Below are 17,645 nucleotides of genomic sequence, written 5' to 3'. Positions count from 1 at the left end.
TAGATCAGCCGGGATCGGTGGCCGGGTTTGTAGCAGGTCAGTGCGGCGATCGATATTCGTCTGCGAGACCGGCCGCGGACTCGCACCACCGGAGTACGGCCGCGCTGGGACCAGGTCTTGGCGTGCGACGGCGTCATGGAGAAGCCGGCTTCGTCCTCGAAGACCAGCCAGGCTCCACGGGCCGCCGCTAGCCTTCCGCGCGGGGCCATACCTCCTTGACCCACCCGGCCACCGCGTCGTCGTCCCGCTCCATGGCACGACGGGCCGGAACCTGGCAGGACCAGCCATTGCGCACCAACAGCTTGCGTACGCCCTGGATCGTGTACGTGAGGTGGAAACGCCGCCCGATCACCGTCTTCACACGGCTCAGAGTCCAGCGCTGGTCCTCCCAGCCGTGCGCGGCCGGTCCCTTGGCCAGCTCTGACTCCAGCTGAGCGAACTGCTTCTCACTCAGTCGCGGCAACGATGCGGGCCCCTGTGATCGCAGGGATCGCGGGCCACCCTGGACCCACGCGTGACGCCATCGCTGCACCGATCGGACACTGACCCGCAGATCCCTGGCGATCGATGTGCTGCCCTCGCCCCGGGCGAACCGCTCACCAGCCTGCAGCCGTAACTCCTCGCGCTTGCACTGCCGTTCAGCGGTCAACCCGCCACCCTGTGGATACCTCATCCTCCGGTGATACCGCAGGCAGGCATCAACCGTCAGCCCCTATGACTTCACGAGTTCAATCTCAGTAACTAAGCCTGTACGGGTTGATGTGAGCCGAGGAGACAGCGGGCCGCACCGTTCGGGAAGGGGCCGTCGGAAAAGGACCCGGGCCACGGGCACCTCGTCGGCGGCCTACTTCACTCCGTCGATGGCAGCGGGACAGCACCTGGCACCGGATTCTCACCCGACTCCAGACCCTGGCCGATGCGAGGGGTGCGATCACCTGGGTCGACTCCACGGTCTGCCGCGCCCACCAGCACGCGGCCTCCGAGGTAGACGACCAGCAGGTCTTCAACGGTCGGCCGCGGTTCCGCCTGGACAGCAGCGAGCTTGGCTTCGATCCACCGACCGACGCCTGTGAATGACGCTTGGAAAAACGAAGAAGTGCCTTGTGACCTGCGATGATGCGAGTTCTTCACGCTTGCGGCACGCGCGATCGCCTGCGGCGCCTGGCCGGGCACGTCGAGAGCGGCCGGACCGGCGTGAGCGACCCGGGCCTCGCGATCGTGTGAGACCCGCCCGCCCCCACCGGTTCGCTCAACTTGCGTTCATTTCTTGCGGGCCTTGATCTCCTCAGTCAGCTGCGGGACGACGTCGAAGAGGTCGCCGACCACGCCGTAGTCCACCAGCTCGAAGATCGGGGCCTCGGCGTCTTTGTTGACGGCCACGATGGTCTTCGAGGTCTGCATGCCGGCGCGATGCTGGATCGCGCCGGAGATGCCGTTGGCGATGTACAGCTGCGGCGAGACCGACTTGCCGGTCTGGCCGACCTGGTTGGTGTGCGGGTACCAGCCGACGTCCACGGCGGCACGCGAGGCACCGACGGCCGCGCCGAGCTGGTCTGCGAGCGCCTCGATGATCGAGAAGTTCTCCGCACCGTTCACGCCACGGCCGCCGGAGACCACGATCGCGGCCTCGGTCAGCTCCGGACGGCCCGTCGACTCACGCGGCGTACGGCCGGTGATCTTGGTGCCGGTCACCTGGTCGGAGAAGGTCACGGACAAGGCCTCGACCACACCTGCGGCCGGGGCGAACTCGACGGCGGCCGAGTTCGGCTTGATCGTGATGACCGGGATGCCCTTGCTGACGCGGGACTTGGTGGTGAAGGACGCGGCGAACACCGACTGGGTGGCCACCGGACCCTCGTCGCCGGCCTCGAGGTCGACGGCGTCGGTGATGATGCCGGAGCCGATGCGCAGCGCCAGACGGGCGGCGATCTCCTTGCCCTCGGCGGAGGACGGGACCAGCACGGCGGCCGGGGAGATGGACTCGTGGGCGGCCTGCAGGGCGTCCACCTTCGGCACGACCAGGTACTCGGCGTACTCGGACGCGTCGTGGGTCAGCACCTTCACCGCGCCGTACTCGGCGAGCGTGGCGGCGGTGTCGGCGGCGCCGTTGCCCAGCGCGACGGCGACGGGCTCGCCGATGCGGCGGGCCAGCGCCAAAAGCTCCAGGGTGGGCTTGCGGACGGCGCCGTCCACGTGGTCGACGTAGATGAGGACTTCAGCCATGGGATTGCACTCCTGCCTAACGCAGTTGAGGGTCGGTCAGCGCGGACGAAAACCCTTAGATGAACTTCTGGCTCGCGAGGAACTCAGCGAGCTGCTTGCCGCCCTCGCCCTCGTCCGTGACGATGCTGCCGGCCGTGCGCGCCGGGCGCTCGTTCGCGGCCTCGACCTTGGTGAACGCCCCATCGAGACCAACCTCCTCGGCCTCGATTTCCAGGTCGGACAGGTCCCAGGACTCCACCGGCTTCTTCTTCGCCGCCATGATGCCCTTGAAGGACGGGTAGCGCGCCTCGCCCGACTGGTCGGTGACGGAGACGAGCGCCGGGAGCGACGCCTGAAGTTGCTGGGAGGCGGCGTCGCCGTCGCGGCGTCCCTTGACCCTGCCGTCCTCGACCGACACCTCGGACAGCAGGGTGACCTGCGGGACGCCCAGGCGCTCGGCGACCAGGGCCGGTACGACACCCATGGTGCCGTCGGTGGAGGCCATGCCGGAGACGACCAGGTCAAAACCGGCCTTCTCGATCGCCTTGGCCAGCACCAGGGAGGTACCGATGGCGTCGGTGCCGTGCAGGTCATCGTCCTCGACGTGGACCGCCTTGTCGGCACCCATCGACAGGGCCTTGCGAAGCGCGTCCTTGGCGTCCTCGGGGCCGACCGTCAGCACGGTGACTTCGGCGTCGTACGCCTTCTCCGCGATCTGCAGGGCCTGCTCGACCGCGTACTCGTCCAGCTCGGAGAGCAGACCGTCCACGTCGTCGCGGTCGACGGTCAGGTCATCGGCGAAGTGCCGGTCGCCAGTGGCGTCGGGCACGTACTTCAGACACACAACAATCTTCAGACTCACGATGTTTCTCCTGCTTGTTCGGTCGTCGGCTTGCCGGCGCCCCCTCCCGGTGGTGCTCCGCCGAGGACGGATGTGCCCGTCGGGATGCGTCCGGCTGGACCGGCACGTCAAGGCTGGGCGGATTGGCTCTGTGCGGGTCCTCCTCGTTTCGGGATGGGCCCTGGCAAGAAGCCGGCCGCTCGGAGGGTACGACTCCTGCGTTGACGCGCAGTAGAGGGGGCTGGTGCTGGCGGCATCGGGTGGATTGTCATGACGACCTCGTGACACCCGCAGGGCAAAGGGGGCGGTTGGCCGCGTCCAGTGGTGACGCGGGTGCCATAGGGGCTGACCACCCCTGGAGCAGTAACGACCTCGCCCACGATTGGCAGTGGTCCCTTCGAGGGGTGTACGACCCGTGCGACTGGCGGTCGCCCAGCCAACACTCCCAGCACTGCGCCGGTCAGGCCGTGGCGGCAGCCGACCAGTCAGGAGTGCGCATATTGGTCTTGCTCATCAGTGTGATGAGATCGAAGGCCACTGTGGCGGCCGCAAGAGAGGTGATCTCGGCGTTGTCGTACGCCGGCGCCGTCTCGACCACATCGCCCCCGATGATGTTGAGTCCATCGAGCCGGCGAAGCAGGTGCAGTAGCTCGCGGCCGGTGAACCCGCCCATTTCCGGCGTGCCCGTGCCCGGCGCGAAGGCGGGGTCGAGCACGTCGATGTCGATCGAGAGGTAGACCGGGGCGTCACCCACCCGCTGCCGCACGATATCGACGGCCCCGCCGATGCCCAGGACGTCGAGGTCTCCGGCCCGAATGATCCTGAAGCCGAACGAGGCGTCGTCGATGAGGTCGAGGCGGTCGTAGATGGGACCGCGGATGCCGATGTGTATCGACTTCTCCTCGGCGAGCAGGCCCTCCTCGAACGCGCGGCGGAACACCGTGCCATGGGTGGTCGGGGCCTTGAAGTAGGTGTCCCAGGTGTCGAGGTGGGCGTCGAAGTGGATCAGGGCGATGGGACCGTACTTGTCCCGTGCCGCGCGCAGCATCGGCAGCGCGACGGTGTGGTCACCGCCGAGCGTCACCAGGCGCCGGTCCCCCTGACCGACGACCTCGCGGGCGAACCTCTCGATCTGGCCCACCGCCTCGTCGATGGAGTACGGCGTGCACGGCACGTCACCGGCGTCTACGACCTGGACCGTCTCCAAGGGCGCCGTGTCGAGCTCGACGTGGAACCGCGGCCGCAGGTGCCGGGACGCTTGCCGGATGCCCATCGGGCCGAACCGGGCGCCCGGCCGGTACGACGTCCCGCCGTCGAAAGGGACGCCGAGTACCGCGATGTCGTAGTCGGGGACGGCGTCGATGAGGGGGAGCCGGGCGAAAGTGCCGGGGCCGGCGAAGCGTGGGACCACGGTGGCTTCGAGGGCACCGAGTGGTTTGTGGTCGCTCATGATGAGGACTCCGATCAAGGATCAAGATGGTTGCGGTCGTCGAGGGTGAGGCTGTCCGATGGCCCGGCTCACCCCGTGTTCAGGATCCGGCTGTGCTCAGGTTCCGGTCCCGCCGCGGACGAGCGCGGGGGCCATCTCGACGACCATGGCTGACTTCCGCAACCGGGCCACTGCCTTCACGGTGAGGTAGTAGAGCGGCGAGACGACGAGCAGGCCAGCGATGAAGGAGATGTCGGTGTTGCCGAGTGCCTTGGCAATCGGGCCGGTGTAGAAGGTCCCGATGATCATGAACGGGATCTGCGCCGCGACTCCGACCAGGTAGCAGAGCACTGCGGGCCAGTTCACCCGGCCGTAGCGGCCGCCGTCGCGCTTGAAGAAGTCCTCGACGGCATAGTCACCGTGGCGCACCAGGTAGAAGTCGACCAGGTTGACCGCGGTCCACGGGACCAGGGAGCCGAGCAGCAGGGTGAGGAAGTTGTTGTAGGTGGCGACGAAGTCGCTTCCGGAGGTGAGGGCTACGGTGAGCGCGATCGTGCACAGCCCGCTCGCGACCACCGCACGCGAGCGGCTGCGAGCTGTGAAGCGCGGCATCACGGTCTGCGCGATCGTGATCGTGCACAAGGTACCGCAGTACAGGTTCATCGCGTTCGTCGCGGCGACCCCGATGCTGAATACGGCAACGACCAGCAGGCTGATCCCGGCGGTTGCCTTGGTCAGGGCAGCGATGGGGTCCGCGCCGGGCAGGAGCAGACCGATGCCCGCGCCCAGGAACATGGGCAGGATCGAGCCGATGCTGGTGCCCCAGTAGCTCATCCAGAACGCCGGTTTTGAGCCGGTCTTGGCCGGCATGTAACGGGAGTAGTCCGAGACGTATGGCGCGTAGGCGATCTGCCAGACCGCTGCCACCGACATGGTGCTCATGAACCCGGCCAGTGTGAAGTGACCGGTGCCGAAGAAGGTGTGTGGCACCGGGTGGACGACGAACGCCCAGACGAACGCCAGGAGCAGAACGGCACCCGAGGCGTAGGTCATGATCCGCGCGTAGGCGTGGATCAGACTGTAGCCCCAGATGGTGGCCGCGATGCTGGCCGCCGCGAGCAGCACGATGCCGGCCTTGCTGCTCAGGTGCGGAATCACCGACGCCAGCGACTGTCCTCCGAAGACCAGGATCGAGATGAAGAACCCGAGGTACATGACGACCACGATCAGGACGATCAGCAATGAACCCCAGGAGCCGAACTGCCCCTTCGTCTGGACCATTTGCGGGACCCCGAGTCGCGGTCCCTGGGCGGAGTGCAGCGCCATGAAGATCGCGCCGAAGAGGTTTCCGGCAATGATCCCCAGCGCGGCGGACCAGGCCGGTTGGCCGAACAGTGTGGTGGCAAGCCCTCCGGTGACAACCGAAAGGATCATAATGTTCGTGCCGAACCAGATCGTGAACATGTCCCGATTTGTGCCATGCCGTTGATCGAGCGGGATAGGTTGGATCGTTTCCGACTCGATGCTGGAGGTGGGCTTGCGCCGACCAGCCGGTTGCTCAGTCATGTCTGTTTCCTCTCGTCGGCGCAGCGAGCGTGGTTGAACATGACGTGCTTGGTACGCGAGTAGTCATCGAGCGCATACGTCGACAGGTCGCGCCCGTAGCCGGAGGACTTGAACCCGCCCCACGGCATTTCGGTGGCGAATGCGAGATGGTCGTTGACCCACACGGTGCCGAAGTCCAGCCGCCCGGGCAGATCGGCGGCGCGACGGGCGTCCTCGGTCCAGACCGAGGCGGACAGCCCGTAGGCGGTGCGATTGGCCGCCTCGACCACGGCATCCTCGTCGGTGAAGGTCTCCACCGTGACCACGGGGCCGAAGATCTCCTCACGCGTGGCCTCGGCACCCTCCGGGAGGTCCACCAGCACCGTCGGAAGCACGAAGTAACCGTCGCCTTCCGGAGCCTTCCCGCCCGTCGCCGCCCGCGCTCCTTCCGCGATGGCACGGTCGAGGAAGCCGAGCACGCTGTCGCGGTGGGTCTTCGAGACGAGCGGTCCCATCTCGATGTGGTCCCCGTCCGCCGGGTCGCCTACGACCAGCGACTCCACCTGGAGCACGAGACGCTTCAGCAGTTCGTCGTGGACGGACTGCTCCACGAGGATCCGGCAGGCCGCGCCGCAGTCCTGGCCCGAGTTACCGAATCCGGCGAACCGGATGCCTTCGGCGACCGCGTCCAGGTCGGCGTCCGCGAACACGATGACCGGTGCCTTACCGCCGAGCTCGAGGTGCACGCGCTTGAGTGTGGTCGCGGCCGCGCTGGCCACCGCCTGTCCGCTGCGCACGCTGCCCGTCACCGACACCAGGGCGACATCCGGGTGGGTCGCGAGTGCCTCGCCGACCACCGATCCGGCACCAGTGACGACGTTGAGCACCCCCGCGGGAAACACCTCGGCAAGAAGCTCGGCCGTGCGCAGGGCGGTCAGCGGGGTCTGGTCCGACGGCTTCAATACGCAAGTGTTCCCGACCGCCAGGATCGGCGCGATCTTCCATGCCGCCGTGAGCAGGGGATAGTTCCACGGCGTGATGGCGGCCACCACCCCGACCGGCTCCCGCACGATCATCGACGTGTGGCCGGCGACATACTCTCCGGCGCTAAGACTCAGCTGCGTCCGGACCGCACCAGCCATGAACTGCAGCGTGTCGATCGTCCCGGCGACATCCTCGCGGGCCAGCGGGATCGGCTTGCCGGTGTTGACCGACTCCAGGTGCGCCAGCTCCTCGGCGTTGGCTTCCAGCATTGCCGCGGCCCTGAGCAGCACGTCGGCGCGGTCCTTCGGTGTCCGCTGCCGCCAGCCGGGCAACGCCGCCTTGGCGGCGGCCACCGCCTTGTCGACATCGGCCGACGTGCCGCGCAGGGCATGCGCGATCAACTGTCCCGTCGCGGGGTTGAACACCGGTTGCGTCTCCGTCCCGGTGCCCTCCCAGCAGGCACCGTCGACGAAGTGCCTCAGCACTGTGGTCTCCGCACCGGTCGGCGGGATCTGCGTATGGGCCTCGATCATCTTGGAATCCTTCATTCGTGGAGCTCAGCGGATCGTGAAGCCGCGGTCGACGACGTCGGCCAGCATGTCGATGTAGGAGTCGACATCGTCGTTGACCGTGCGCGGAGGAGGGTCGTAGGCCAGCGCGGCCTTCACCTGGGGACTCAGGAAATAGGCGCCGGCTGTCAACAAAGTGAGGGCCTGGAACTGCTCGGGCTGCTGCTCGGCGAGCGCGTCCAGTGCGGCTTCCGGATCCTTGCCCGTGCACTGGGCGACTGCCTCGGCGAACGGTTCGGCCAGGTCCGGCCGGTAGCCGAGCACCTGGTCGAGCAGCGCATCCGTCACACCCGCGGCGGTGGCCGAGGGCATCCGATCGGACGCGGGAATCAGTACGTCGATGAGTGCGGCGAAGGTGCGTCGCTGGTCGGTCTCGAGCATCACGAGGTCCTATCGGCAGCGGGCTGGTTGTGGCGGTTGTCGGCGAGGTGGCGCATCGACCGCAGCGCGACGGCCATGATGGTCGCGGTCGGGTTGACGCCGGTCGAGGTGACGAACACGCTCCCGTCAATGACGAAAAGGTTCGGCACGTCGTGCGCTCGCCCGTACTCGTCGACGACGGAAGTGGTGGGATCGGGGCCCATGCGCGTGGTGCCCAGGAGGTGCCAGCCGCTTTCCCGGACAACGGGGACGGGGTGCACCGAGGTCGCGCCCGCGGCCAAATGGGCCTCGACCGCCCGGTCGACGTGGAACTTGAGCATGCGTTCCGTGTTCTCGCTGATTGTGTAGCGAATCCTGGGCACCGGGATGCCGTCGGAGTCCACCGCGTCCGGATGCAGGACGACCTCGTTGTGCTCCTCGGGCAGGTCATCGGTGGTGATCCCCCACTCGGTGTACCGGCCGAAGGTCGACTGCCACCGGGGGTGGAAGGCGGCCCCGAAGGCGTCGCGCCAGTTCTCGCCCGGCTCCCACAGGGTGTGGGTGAGCGGGCCGCCGGTCGGCATCAGGTTCCATTTCGCCCCGCGTACGAAGCCGCGGCTGGTGTCGGTCTCGTAGAACTGCATCGATTGCAGGGCCTGCCCGGTCGGGCCGAGCCAGGTCTCGAGCTCGTTTTCGTAGGCCCCGTACACCGAGGCGTAGGGATGCACCATGAGCCGCTTGCCGACCAGCCCGGAGGAGTTCGCCAGACCGTCGGGGAACTGGGCGGAGGCCGAGTTGAGCAGCAGTCGCGGGGTGCCGATCCCATTGGCGGCCAGCACGGTCACACCTGCGGCCTGGTGGCGTACGACTCCCGCGCGGTCGACGTACTCGGCACCGGTCACCAGACCTCGGTTGTCGACCGTGAGCTGCCGTACCCGGGCCCCGGTCACCAGCACAGCACCCGCGGCGATCGCGTCGCGCCAGTGCGTGAAGTCGGTGCTCGCCTTCGCTCCGGTCGGGCATCCCGACTCGCAGGCACCATACCGCTGGCACGCGGGCCGGTTCTTGAACTTGCGCGACGCGATGGCGTTCGGGGCGGGCCACCAGTGCCAGCCGAGCTTGTCCATGCCCTTCGCCGCGGCGAGGCCGTACTTGCCGATCGGCATTGGCGGCAACGGGAACGTGTGCGCGTCCGGGTAAGCCGGGTCGCCTTCGAGTCCAGACGCGCCGATATGGTGAGTGACCTCGTCGTAGAACGGCCGCAGGTCCTCGTAGGTGAACGGCCAGTCATCCGCGACCCCGTCGAGAGTCCGGACCCGGAAGTCGGATGGCATTGCCCGGACCCAATGTCCGGAAAACAGGATGGTGCTGCCACCCACGCCGTTGAACATCAACGGCTCAATCGGGCTCTCCTTGGCGTCGACCGGGTAGTCGCTCTTTCGCCCGCGCACATTCGGACTGGGGTGCCACTGTTTGAGGCGGGTCAGCTCCCACTCGGGCTTGCCGCCCGTGAAGTCATCGGGAAGAGCCCAGTCGCCCTGCTCCAAACAGACCACACGAAATCCACGGCTGGCCAGTTCCAGGGCCGCAACCCCACCGGAGGCGCCGGCACCTACGATGAGCACATCCGCATCCTCGTGATCATGCTGTGTGTTCACCACTAGCTCTCCCGCTTGTTCATTCCGCTGCGGACACGTTCGCCCCGCATCGGTGGACCTTCCGGTCCGGTCGACTCTCATGTGCCTGCCGGACCAGGGGATCGAATGCCCCGCACCCAGAATGCTCCGGGCCGCCTTGAGAACTCCATGTTCATCCACCACAAATGAAAAGTCAGGTTTGAGCGAATGCACAACCCTCTATTATCCGAGACGTGGCCCGGCCACGTCACCGTTGACGCGTAGGAATGCATGAGCACTGAACCATTGCCGGCCTGCCGGGGCCAGGGGCGGGTCGGCCTGTGGAGGGCGGGGCGAAAGCAGCATGTCGCGTCCCACCCGTAATCCCGGGACAGCGGCTACCCGCTCCGGCACGGCCGGCCAGGGCCAGCCCGCTCTGTGTCAACGCGCTCAGCAGCGGGATGTAGCGGCTGTGCGGGCGAGTCCGTGATCAGGGCGGGCGGCACGCCGCGCACACCAGCCCGGCTGCCCACCAGCAGCTTCGGGGCGCAGCGGGGCGGGGTCAGCTGCAGGTTCGGGCATCAATCGGCATTTCGGCCCAGATCGTCTTGCCGTGTGGTGTATAGCGGGTGCCCCAGCGTTCCATAAGCTGGGCGACGAGGAACAGTCCGCGGCCGCCCTCGTCCTCCTGCGCGGCCCGCAACAGGTGCGGGGAGGTGTGGCCCCCGTCCGAGACCTCGCAGATCAGGCTGCGGTTCCGAATGAGCCGCAGCCGCATAGGAGCACCGCCGTACCGGAGCGCGTTGGTGACCAACTCGCTCACCACCAGCTCGATGACGAACGCCGCCTCGCTGTGCCCCCACTCAGCCAGCTTCTGTACAGCCAGGGCGCGGAACCTTGCGACCTCTGCGGGAACGGCGGGAAGGTCCCAGCTTGCCACCTGGTTGTCGCTCAGCGCATGGACCCTGACCAAGAGCAGGGCGGCGTCGTCTTCTGGAGACTTCGGCAGAACAGCGCGCATCACACTGTCACAGGTCTCTTCCAGCTGTCGGCCTGGCAGGGACAGTGCGTCGCACAGTTCGTTCAGGCCGATGTCGATGTCCCGGTGGCGGGCCTCCACCAGGCCGTCGGTGAACAGGGCCAGAAGACTGTCCTCGGGGAGGTCGAATCCGACGGATTCGAACGGCAGGCCGCCCAGGCCGAGCGGTGGGCCAGTGGGCAGGTCGAGGATTTCCACGTGGCCGTCAGGAGTCACCACTACGGGGGGCAGGTGGCCGGCCCGGGCCATGACGCAGTGCCGCTCGACCGGGTCGTAGATGGCGTAGAGGCAGGTCACACCAAGGTCCTGGTCATCCTCACCCCCCAGGGACTGCGCGACCAGGTCATCGAGCCGGGCGAGCAGCTCATCCGGTGCGACGTCCATTGCCGCGAGCGCCCTCACAGTGGTCCGCATCCGACCCATGGTTGCGGCGGCGCGCAGGCCATGACCGGCGACGTCCCCGACGACCAGGCCGACCCGTTCCCCGGAGAGCGGGATGACGTCGTACCAGTCCCCGCCCACTCCCACGGGTCCGGCCGCGGGAAGGTAGCGGTGAGCGGCCTCCACGGCCGCATGCTGCGCCAGGCGATGAGGGAGCAGGTCGTGCTGCAGCGTCAGCGCGGTCGCGCGCTCTCGAGCGTAGCGGCGTCCGTTATCCACACTCACTGCGGTCCGGCCGACCAGTTCCTCCGCGAGGGCGATCTCCTCGGGGTCGAAAGGGTCCCGCGGCGGGACCCTTGTAAACGTCGCCAGGCCCAGCACCGTTCCCCGGGCCTGCAGCGGAACGACCACGACCTGGTCGCTGGTTACCGAATGCCCTTCGGCAAGGCAGCGCGGCTGCGGCGAATCCGGTGCATATTCGATTGGGCGGGGCGAAGCCGCTGCCGCCGCGGGAAGCTCGTGGTCCGCCAGCCGTTCCGCCACCCGCCGCAGGTCGCGTGTGGTGCCATCCGCCCACGGACCAGGTTCTTCACCGCGGAGCACAGGTTCGAGGAGGTCCACCTGGACGAGGTCCGCGAACTCCGGAACGGCCAGATCGGCCAGGTTATCGGCGGCACGCCCCATGTCGAGAGTCCCGCCGATTCTGCCGCTGGCTCCGCTCAGCAGTGCTAGGCGTCGCCTCGCCACGTAACGGTCCGTGATGTCGAGCCCTGCTTCACACACGCCCAGTGGCCGTCCCTCGTAGTCCTGCAGCTGGAAGTAGGTGAAGGACCAGACGTGATCGTGATGCGGGTCGGCCGGGATCGGGGTGCGGTAGCGGACGTCGGTGACGGGTTCGCCAGTCTGTACGACTCGCTCGATGAGCCTCTGCAGCCCCGGTGCCGGAACTCCGTCACCGTTCTCGACGAGGATCTCGCCATGAGGCTCCACATCCGTTACTTGCCGACCGGCGCAGTCCTCCAACATCAAGCCGAACTGCTTCTCGACGGCAGTATTGAACCACTCAAACCGGCCTTGCGTATCGTAGAGGGTGATCGCGATCGACGACTGATCGCTCAGACCGCTCAGCAGCGCCTGATCGCTGGCCCACTGCTCGAGGCGGGCCGCGCTGACGGCCGACAGCAGCCAGGCGGCAGCGCCCTCGTCCTGCTCCAGCGGGCTGAGCAGCAGCGCGACCCGTACCGTGTGGCCGTCCCGATGAAGCACCGAGCGAACTGTGTATACGTTTCCAGGTTCCTGAGGAGGCGCCCTCCCCGTGTCCCCCAGAAGGTCGGCGACAGGAATGCCAAGCGCTTCCTTCGACGTGTAACCGAACAGCTCCTCGGCTGCCGAGCTCCAAGCGGTGACCGTGCCCCGGGCGTCTAGCACCGCGGTCGCCGACGGAGCAGTATTGAAAGGCCCGCAGCCATCCAGCTTCGTATCTCTGAAACTCATGGAAACCTACTGAGCGTCCTCGGACGGCAAGACCGCGCAGAAAGACGGATTTATTACAGACTGCGCCCAAAGGGGGATCATGTCAAAGTGCACCGCATGGAGAGGCGGCCCCTCAGTCGATCACCGGAATGCTGACTTTTGACGCTGCTACCGGGTGCTGTGATGAGGAAGCCGCTGACCGCGGGGGCGGGCCGGCCGGTCGGGACACGAGAGAGTGAGATCGAATCTGTGGCCGGGCTCCGACCGAGGGGACATGGCGTCCCGCGCCTCGGTGTCAGGTGGCGGGGCTGTCAAGGGCCGGATCTGCCATGCCGTACCGCGGGCTGTGAACCTTCATGATCGACCGGCCGGCGTCGTCTATGCGGGTGCTGCGGTCGAGCAGTCATGGAGAGAATTCTTGGCTCTCGAAGGCCGGGGAAGGTGTTGTGGAATGCTCACAAAGGTGTACGCCGCTGCGAGGTGTGTAACGAAGGCCCCCACCGCTCAAAGTTCTTGCCCGTGACTGTGCATTTGAATAACGCTGCTGTACAAACGGCCAGACCCCGTCTTAGCGTGATCCCATGTCCATCACAGTGGGCGAGCTGCTCGAAATGTCGCATCTGCGCCTGAGACTTCACTCGGGGGCCAGTGCGCTGGAACGGCCTATCACGTGGACGCACACGACCGACCTGCCCGAGCCGTGGCGCTGGGTGGCCGGTGGCGAGCTCCTCGTGACCAACGGCATGCCGATCCCCCGGAGCGCGTCCGGGCAGGAGGAACTCGTCCGGCAGCTGGCAGAGCACGGTGCCGCCGCGCTGGGCATCGCCGAGCAGATGTACGCTCCGCCTCTGACCAAGCGGCTGACGCAAACCAGCGAAGAGCTCGGGTTCCCGGTGATCTGGGTCGCCTATCCCATGCCGTTCGTTGCGATCTCCCGCGCCGTCGCCGAGGCGACCCTCCTGGAACAGTCCCAGCGCCTGATCCGGACCGAACGGATCTACCACGCGCTGCAGCAGATCACCTCGCACGGCTCCGGGCTCACCATGCTCACGAGCGCTCTGTCCCGCGAGCTCGGCTGCGACATCCGGGTGTGCGACCGGGCGACCGGCCACGACTGGTATCCGGGAAGCGCCCCGCTCCCGGAAGACATCCGCATCGCCGTGACCGAGGGTCGCGGAAAGCTGCGGGCCGGCGTCATCGCGGTCCCTCTTCACCAAGACCGTCGCGCGCTCCTGGTCGACATCCCCACCCACCCGGACGCGGTCCTCGTCGCCCTCTCCGAGCCGACCGGGCAGCCGGACGCGCTGCTGCAGCAGCACGCCGCGACGGTGTGTGCGCTGGCGCTTTCCCAGGTCCGCCTGACCATCGAACACGACCGCAGGACTGGTGCGGAGCTTTTGCTGCAGATCCTCGATGCGCAGCTGGCGCCGGAGGTTTCCCGGCGCCAGCTGGCAGAACTCGGCGTCCCGGTCGAGGACGCAGTCTGCGTGACGGCACGCAACGACGACCCGGAACTGCTCAAAAGCCTGCACCTCAGCCTGTGGCGCTCTGCCGTCAGGCACGCCACCGTGCACCGCGGAGCCACGTCACTCACGGTGCTGCCCGACGCGGCCGTGCAGGTGCTGATGCAGGCGCTTGGGCCGGGCGGCCAAGCAGGTGTCAGCGACCTGATCATCCGCGCCGACCGCGTCGTCGACGCGGCGCGGGAGGCCACTTGGGCGCTCGACACCGCAAGGGAGCAGGACATCCCACTGCTGCGGTACGCCGATGCCGATCCGCTTCTCGGCCCACGCAACCCGGCAGAGGCCCGGGCCCTCGTCGATCGCGTACTGGGGCCTGTTCTCCAACTGCCGTCCGCGCAGTCCGGCGAGCTGCTGGCAACCCTGCAGGCGTTCCTCGAGAACGGCAGGTCCTGGCAGCGCACCGCCGAGGCTCTGCACGTCCACCGGCAGACTGTGCTCTACCGCGTTCGGCGGCTCGAGCAGCTGACCGGGAGGCAGATCGCCGACACGGGAGATCTGGCTGCCCTCTGGCTTGCCCTGAATGCCGTCTAGGATTTCTGTCCACGGAGGTTGCTGACGGATCCCACGGCTTGGGGATCTTGAACGAGTGAGGGCCTTCCGGGTTCGGTGTGGATTGCGACATCGGGCCCTGACCCCGGATCTTGGACGCCGGAGAGACTTGGATCCTGATGGTCCAGGAGAACGGAGTCCCCGTGGGGATGAAGCACTACCCCGCCGAGTTCGAGGCGGACGCGGTCGCGCTCTACCGGTCGCGTCCAGGAGCGACGATCAAGTCGGTCGCCACCGACCTCGGCGTGAACACCGAGACGCTGCGCGGAGACGCGCTGGTGACGGCGTCGTCGTCGGGTTCTGCTTCGGCACGACCTTGGTGCCGGCCACCAAGTGGTGGGACAGCATGCTCACGCCCCTCCCTGACGCCTTGGCTACCGAAGACGGGAAGCGCACTGTCTCGCTGAACGAAATCGTGGTGCGCAAGGCGTGGCGGGGTCGGGGCGTCGCGTGGCAACTGCACGAGGCCTGGCTGACTCACCGAGCGGAGGAGCGCGTCACGTTGCTCGTCAATCCCCTCAACGGGGACGGCGCGGTCCAAGCTGTCCATGAGGCGTGGGGCTACCGCAAGTTGGGCGATCAGCAGCCGTTTGCCGACTCCCCCGTCTTCTCGGTCATGCTGCGCTCGGTCGCTCAGGCGGACGCATAGGTGTTACGCGCCCTCGGCTTTCGCCCGGAGGTGGGCAGGCCGGCGGTATCACGAGTAGGGAAGGAGATCCCGTTGAGCGACGAACCGTTGGACGAATGGGCCGAACGCCGGGACGCCCGCCGACCGGCGCCCGGCGCGCGCAGGGCGGTTCCGCTCGGCGACGGTAGCGCGCGGGGCGCTCACGTGGCCCCGGATACGGCGCGCGGGATGCTGGAGTGGGACGGCCACCAGTGGGTTCCCTCCGGTGTGGCCGGAGACCATGCCGCGGCCGTGGAAGAGACCGGCACCCAGGACGCGGCGGAGCGTGTTCGTCTTCCGCGGTTCGGCGCGCTGCCGCTTGCTCCGGAGCCGTGGCGGCCCACCGAGGAGCCCCGGCGCCCCCGACCCGGGCATGTGCCACCTGGGGCCGGGCCATCGACCACATGAACGGTGTCCAGTTCGGCCGGACCCCCAAAGCACCCAGATGGCCCGCACAGCTCCGGCTGTGCGGGCCATCCCTATTGCTCCCCGACTTTGCGATAGCGCACGGTTGTGCTGCCTGCCGCTCCGCCTCCTGGGCGAGAGAAAAGCGGGAGAAGACTGGGAGACGGGTGGGAGACGATCATGACGCGCGAATGCACATGGATGCTAGAAAGCGCTAGATCAGAATAGAAGTGGAGAGTGGATCATCCGGCGGATTCGCCGGCGTGGGGACTCAGGACCCCTGCGCCGACCAGGACGAAGAGCAAAATGCCCAGAATGATCCGGTAGATGACAAACGGCATGAAGCTCTTGGTCGTGATGAACTTCATGAACCAGGCGATGACCGCGTACCCCACGCCGAACGCGATGACGGTCGCGAAGATGGTCGGCCCCCACGACACGTGCCCCTCACCCGCGTCCTTCAGTTCGAAGACGCCCGAGGCGAGCACCGCCGGGATCGCGAGCAGGAAGGAGTACCGGGCCGCGGCCTCACGGGTGTAGCCCATCAGCAGACCGCCGCTGATGGTCGCTCCGGAGCGGGAGACACCCGGGATCAGCGCCATCGCCTGGCAGAAGCCGAAGATCAGGCCGTCCTTCACACCGAGTTCCCTGAGCGTCTTGCGCTCCTTGGCGGCCCGGTGCTTCCCGCCCACCTCGTCGCGGGCGGCGAGACGGTCGGCGATGCCGAGGACGATGCCCATCACGATCAGTGTGGTGGCGATCAGCCGCAGATCACGGAACGGGCCCTCGATCTGGTCCTTGAACGTCACCCCGAGCACGCCGATGGGGATGGAGCCCACGATGACAAGCCAGCCCATCTGGGCATCGTGGTCGCCGCGCATCGACCGGTCGGTCAGCGAACGGAACCAGGCCGAGACGATCCGGACGATGTCCTTGCGGAAGTAGATGAGGACTGCCGCCTCCGTGCCGATCTGGGTGATGGCGGTGAACGCCGCACCCGGGTCGTGCCAGCCGGCGAAAGCTGCGGTGAGCCGCAGATGGGCGCTGGAGGAGATCGGCAGGAACTCGGTCAGTCCCTGAACGAGGCCCAGGACGAACGATTCGAACCAGCTCATGGGGCTTTGGCCATCCCGGATTGATCGTGCATCGGCAGACGGCGACGAGGGCCGTCGGCAGTGTGCGCATTGCGGTCGAATGAGGACAGGGCCATGACGGGCCCCGGAGATCTTCGGTCGGTCGCGGGCAGGGTACCGCCCTCAGGTGAACAGCGTTACGCGTCCCCCGGGACGCCCTCCGACGGCCTCCGGGCGCCCCGGTTCACTCGGCGGCCAGCCGGTGGCGCTTGCGCCAGGCGACGACGGCCGCGCCGAGCCCCGTCAGCACGATGAAACCCATCGCGGCCAGGAAAGCCGGCGATGTCGGTGACGTGGCCTCGCTGCCCGCGACGACATACGCCGCGGTGTTCGGGATCGAGCCGAGCCCGGTGGCGACCAGGAACGGCGGATACCCCATGCGCGACACCGCCGCGCAGTAGTTGGCCGCAGCGAACGGCACGCCCGGGAACAGCCGCAGCGCCAGCATCGAGCGGAACCCGTGCCTGCTCAACTGGCCGTCCGCCGCCTTCAGCCACCGCCCGCGCAGCAGCGTACGGAGTGCGTCCTGCCCCAGCACCCTGCCCAGCCCGAACGAGATGCCCGCGCCGAGCACCGTCCCCGCCAGTGCGGCCGCCAGCCCCGACTGCGTACCGAAGAGAGCGCCCGCGGCGAGATTGAGCAGCGGCCGGGGAACGAAGGCCACGGTGCACACGCCGTACGCGAGACCGAAGAGGGCCACCGCCACGGCGCCGCCGCTGAGCTGGGCGGGCCAGCCGGTGGCGAGCAGCCGCTGGGGCTCGAGGAGGAGCATCGTCGCCGCGGCACCCAGCAGCACGGCCAAGAGCAGCGAGAACCGGGACCAGGGCGAGAGCAGCGCCCTCGTGCAGCGCACGGCGAGGCCGGGGGCGGGCCGGGCTGGAGGGACGGGGTCGAGCATGCCGGGAGAGTAACCGACACCGGTGGGTGAT

The 17,645-nt window shown here is 67.7% G+C and carries 15 protein-coding genes and 2 pseudogenes; 5 read left to right on the top strand and 12 right to left on the bottom strand.

Annotated features, from left to right (window positions below):
- Positions 1–209, bottom strand: a pseudogene (locus ACIRJP_RS33050) (IS630 family transposase); the annotation flags it as partial.
- Positions 188–673, bottom strand: coding sequence for a winged helix-turn-helix domain-containing protein (locus tag ACIRJP_RS33045; RefSeq protein ID WP_404182218.1), 486 nt, complete (start codon positions 671–673; stop codon positions 188–190). The gene ACIRJP_RS33045 and the pseudogene ACIRJP_RS33050, both read right to left, overlap by 22 nt.
- Positions 674–855: 182 nt before the next feature.
- On the opposite strand from ACIRJP_RS33045, the pseudogene ACIRJP_RS33040 reads away from it, so the two are divergent.
- A pseudogene (locus tag ACIRJP_RS33040) lies at positions 856–978 on the top strand (IS5/IS1182 family transposase); the annotation flags it as partial.
- A 282-nt stretch (positions 979–1,260) separates the two neighbouring features.
- Here ACIRJP_RS33040 and ACIRJP_RS33035 read toward each other — a convergent pair.
- The 8 genes from ACIRJP_RS33035 to ACIRJP_RS33000 all read right to left on the bottom strand — a co-directional run bounded on the left by ACIRJP_RS33035 (position 1,261) and on the right by ACIRJP_RS33000 (position 12,460).
- Complete coding sequence (locus ACIRJP_RS33035) at positions 1,261–2,223, bottom strand: electron transfer flavoprotein subunit alpha/FixB family protein (RefSeq protein ID WP_404182215.1); 963 nt, start codon at positions 2,221–2,223, stop codon at positions 1,261–1,263.
- Between the two features lie 55 nt (positions 2,224–2,278).
- Complete coding sequence (locus tag ACIRJP_RS33030) at positions 2,279–3,064, bottom strand: electron transfer flavoprotein subunit beta/FixA family protein (protein ID WP_404182212.1); 786 nt, start codon at positions 3,062–3,064, stop codon at positions 2,279–2,281.
- Positions 3,065–3,503: 439 nt separating this feature from the next.
- Positions 3,504–4,493, bottom strand: a complete 990-nt coding sequence (speB, locus tag ACIRJP_RS33025) for an agmatinase (protein ID WP_404182209.1) — start codon at positions 4,491–4,493, stop codon at positions 3,504–3,506.
- A 96-nt stretch (positions 4,494–4,589) separates the two neighbouring features.
- Entirely contained in the window at positions 4,590–6,038 is a 1,449-nt protein-coding gene (locus ACIRJP_RS33020) for a purine-cytosine permease family protein (RefSeq protein WP_404182206.1), read from the bottom strand.
- Positions 6,035–7,534: an aminobutyraldehyde dehydrogenase gene (locus ACIRJP_RS33015; RefSeq protein WP_404182203.1), complete on the bottom strand. Its 1,500-nt coding sequence runs from the start codon at positions 7,532–7,534 to the stop codon at positions 6,035–6,037. The genes ACIRJP_RS33020 and ACIRJP_RS33015 overlap by 4 nt, the downstream gene beginning before the upstream one ends.
- Positions 7,535–7,558: 24 nt before the next feature.
- On the bottom strand, positions 7,559–7,951 hold the full coding sequence (locus tag ACIRJP_RS33010; protein ID WP_404182200.1) for a hypothetical protein: 393 nt from the start codon (positions 7,949–7,951) through the stop codon (positions 7,559–7,561).
- Complete coding sequence (locus ACIRJP_RS33005) at positions 7,951–9,780, bottom strand: GMC family oxidoreductase (RefSeq protein WP_404182197.1); 1,830 nt, start codon at positions 9,778–9,780, stop codon at positions 7,951–7,953. The genes ACIRJP_RS33010 and ACIRJP_RS33005 overlap by 1 nt, the downstream gene beginning before the upstream one ends.
- A 328-nt stretch (positions 9,781–10,108) precedes the next feature.
- Positions 10,109–12,460 carry a SpoIIE family protein phosphatase gene (locus ACIRJP_RS33000; RefSeq protein WP_404182194.1) on the bottom strand — a complete coding sequence of 784 codons (2,352 nt, stop codon included), beginning with the start codon at positions 12,458–12,460 and terminating at the stop codon, positions 10,109–10,111.
- 572 nt (positions 12,461–13,032) lie between these two features.
- Here ACIRJP_RS33000 and ACIRJP_RS32995 point away from each other — a divergent pair.
- From ACIRJP_RS32995 to ACIRJP_RS32980, 4 genes are all read left to right on the top strand, one after another.
- Positions 13,033–14,493: a PucR family transcriptional regulator gene (locus ACIRJP_RS32995; protein WP_404182191.1), complete on the top strand. Its 1,461-nt coding sequence runs from the start codon at positions 13,033–13,035 to the stop codon at positions 14,491–14,493.
- Positions 14,494–14,630: 137 nt separating this feature from the next.
- Positions 14,631–14,918, top strand: a complete 288-nt coding sequence (locus ACIRJP_RS32990) for a transposase (protein ID WP_404182188.1) — start codon at positions 14,631–14,633, stop codon at positions 14,916–14,918.
- Entirely contained in the window at positions 14,858–15,160 is a 303-nt protein-coding gene (locus tag ACIRJP_RS32985) for a hypothetical protein (RefSeq protein WP_404182227.1), read from the top strand. Before ACIRJP_RS32990 ends, ACIRJP_RS32985 begins: the two co-directional genes overlap by 61 nt.
- A complete protein-coding gene (locus tag ACIRJP_RS32980; RefSeq protein WP_404182185.1) occupies positions 15,161–15,586 on the top strand; it encodes a DUF6087 family protein in 426 nt (141 codons plus the stop codon).
- Positions 15,587–15,825: 239 nt separating this feature from the next.
- Here the strand turns inward: ACIRJP_RS32980 and ACIRJP_RS32975 are convergent, their stop codons facing one another.
- Both ACIRJP_RS32975 and ACIRJP_RS32970 read right to left on the bottom strand, forming a co-directional pair.
- Positions 15,826–16,698, bottom strand: a complete 873-nt coding sequence (locus tag ACIRJP_RS32975) for an undecaprenyl-diphosphate phosphatase (protein WP_404182182.1) — start codon at positions 16,696–16,698, stop codon at positions 15,826–15,828.
- Between the two features lie 202 nt (positions 16,699–16,900).
- Complete coding sequence (locus ACIRJP_RS32970) at positions 16,901–17,614, bottom strand: TVP38/TMEM64 family protein (RefSeq protein ID WP_404182179.1); 714 nt, start codon at positions 17,612–17,614, stop codon at positions 16,901–16,903.
- Positions 17,615–17,645: the final 31 nt, after the last annotated feature.

This window comes from Streptomyces sp. NPDC102437, from assembly GCF_044765565.1.
In the GTDB taxonomy this organism is placed as follows: Bacteria; Actinomycetota; Actinomycetes; order Streptomycetales; family Streptomycetaceae; genus Streptomyces.
This window is presented reverse-complemented; position numbering and strand designations above follow the sequence as displayed.

What these genes read in the sequence shown, in the direction of transcription:
- ACIRJP_RS32970 (WP_404182179.1), bottom strand. Translation starts at nt 17,614, where the DNA reads ATGCTCGACCCCGTCCCTCCAGCCCGGCCCGCCCCCGGCCTCGCCGTG.
- ACIRJP_RS33010 (WP_404182200.1), bottom strand. Translation starts at nt 7,951, where the DNA reads ATGCTCGAGACCGACCAGCGACGCACCTTCGCCGCACTCATCGACGTA.
- ACIRJP_RS33015 (WP_404182203.1), bottom strand. Translation starts at nt 7,534, where the DNA reads ATGATCGAGGCCCATACGCAGATCCCGCCGACCGGTGCGGAGACCACA.
- ACIRJP_RS33000 (WP_404182194.1), bottom strand. Translation starts at nt 12,460, where the DNA reads ATGAGTTTCAGAGATACGAAGCTGGATGGCTGCGGGCCTTTCAATACT.
- ACIRJP_RS32975 (WP_404182182.1), bottom strand. Translation starts at nt 16,698, where the DNA reads ATGAGCTGGTTCGAATCGTTCGTCCTGGGCCTCGTTCAGGGACTGACC.
- ACIRJP_RS33045 (WP_404182218.1), bottom strand. Translation starts at nt 673, where the DNA reads ATGAGGTATCCACAGGGTGGCGGGTTGACCGCTGAACGGCAGTGCAAG.
- ACIRJP_RS32985 (WP_404182227.1), top strand. Translation starts at nt 14,858, where the DNA reads ATGCTCACGCCCCTCCCTGACGCCTTGGCTACCGAAGACGGGAAGCGC.
- speB (WP_404182209.1), bottom strand. Translation starts at nt 4,493, where the DNA reads ATGAGCGACCACAAACCACTCGGTGCCCTCGAAGCCACCGTGGTCCCA.
- ACIRJP_RS33035 (WP_404182215.1), bottom strand. Translation starts at nt 2,223, where the DNA reads ATGGCTGAAGTCCTCATCTACGTCGACCACGTGGACGGCGCCGTCCGC.
- ACIRJP_RS33020 (WP_404182206.1), bottom strand. Translation starts at nt 6,038, where the DNA reads ATGACTGAGCAACCGGCTGGTCGGCGCAAGCCCACCTCCAGCATCGAG.
- ACIRJP_RS32990 (WP_404182188.1), top strand. Translation starts at nt 14,631, where the DNA reads ATGGTCCAGGAGAACGGAGTCCCCGTGGGGATGAAGCACTACCCCGCC.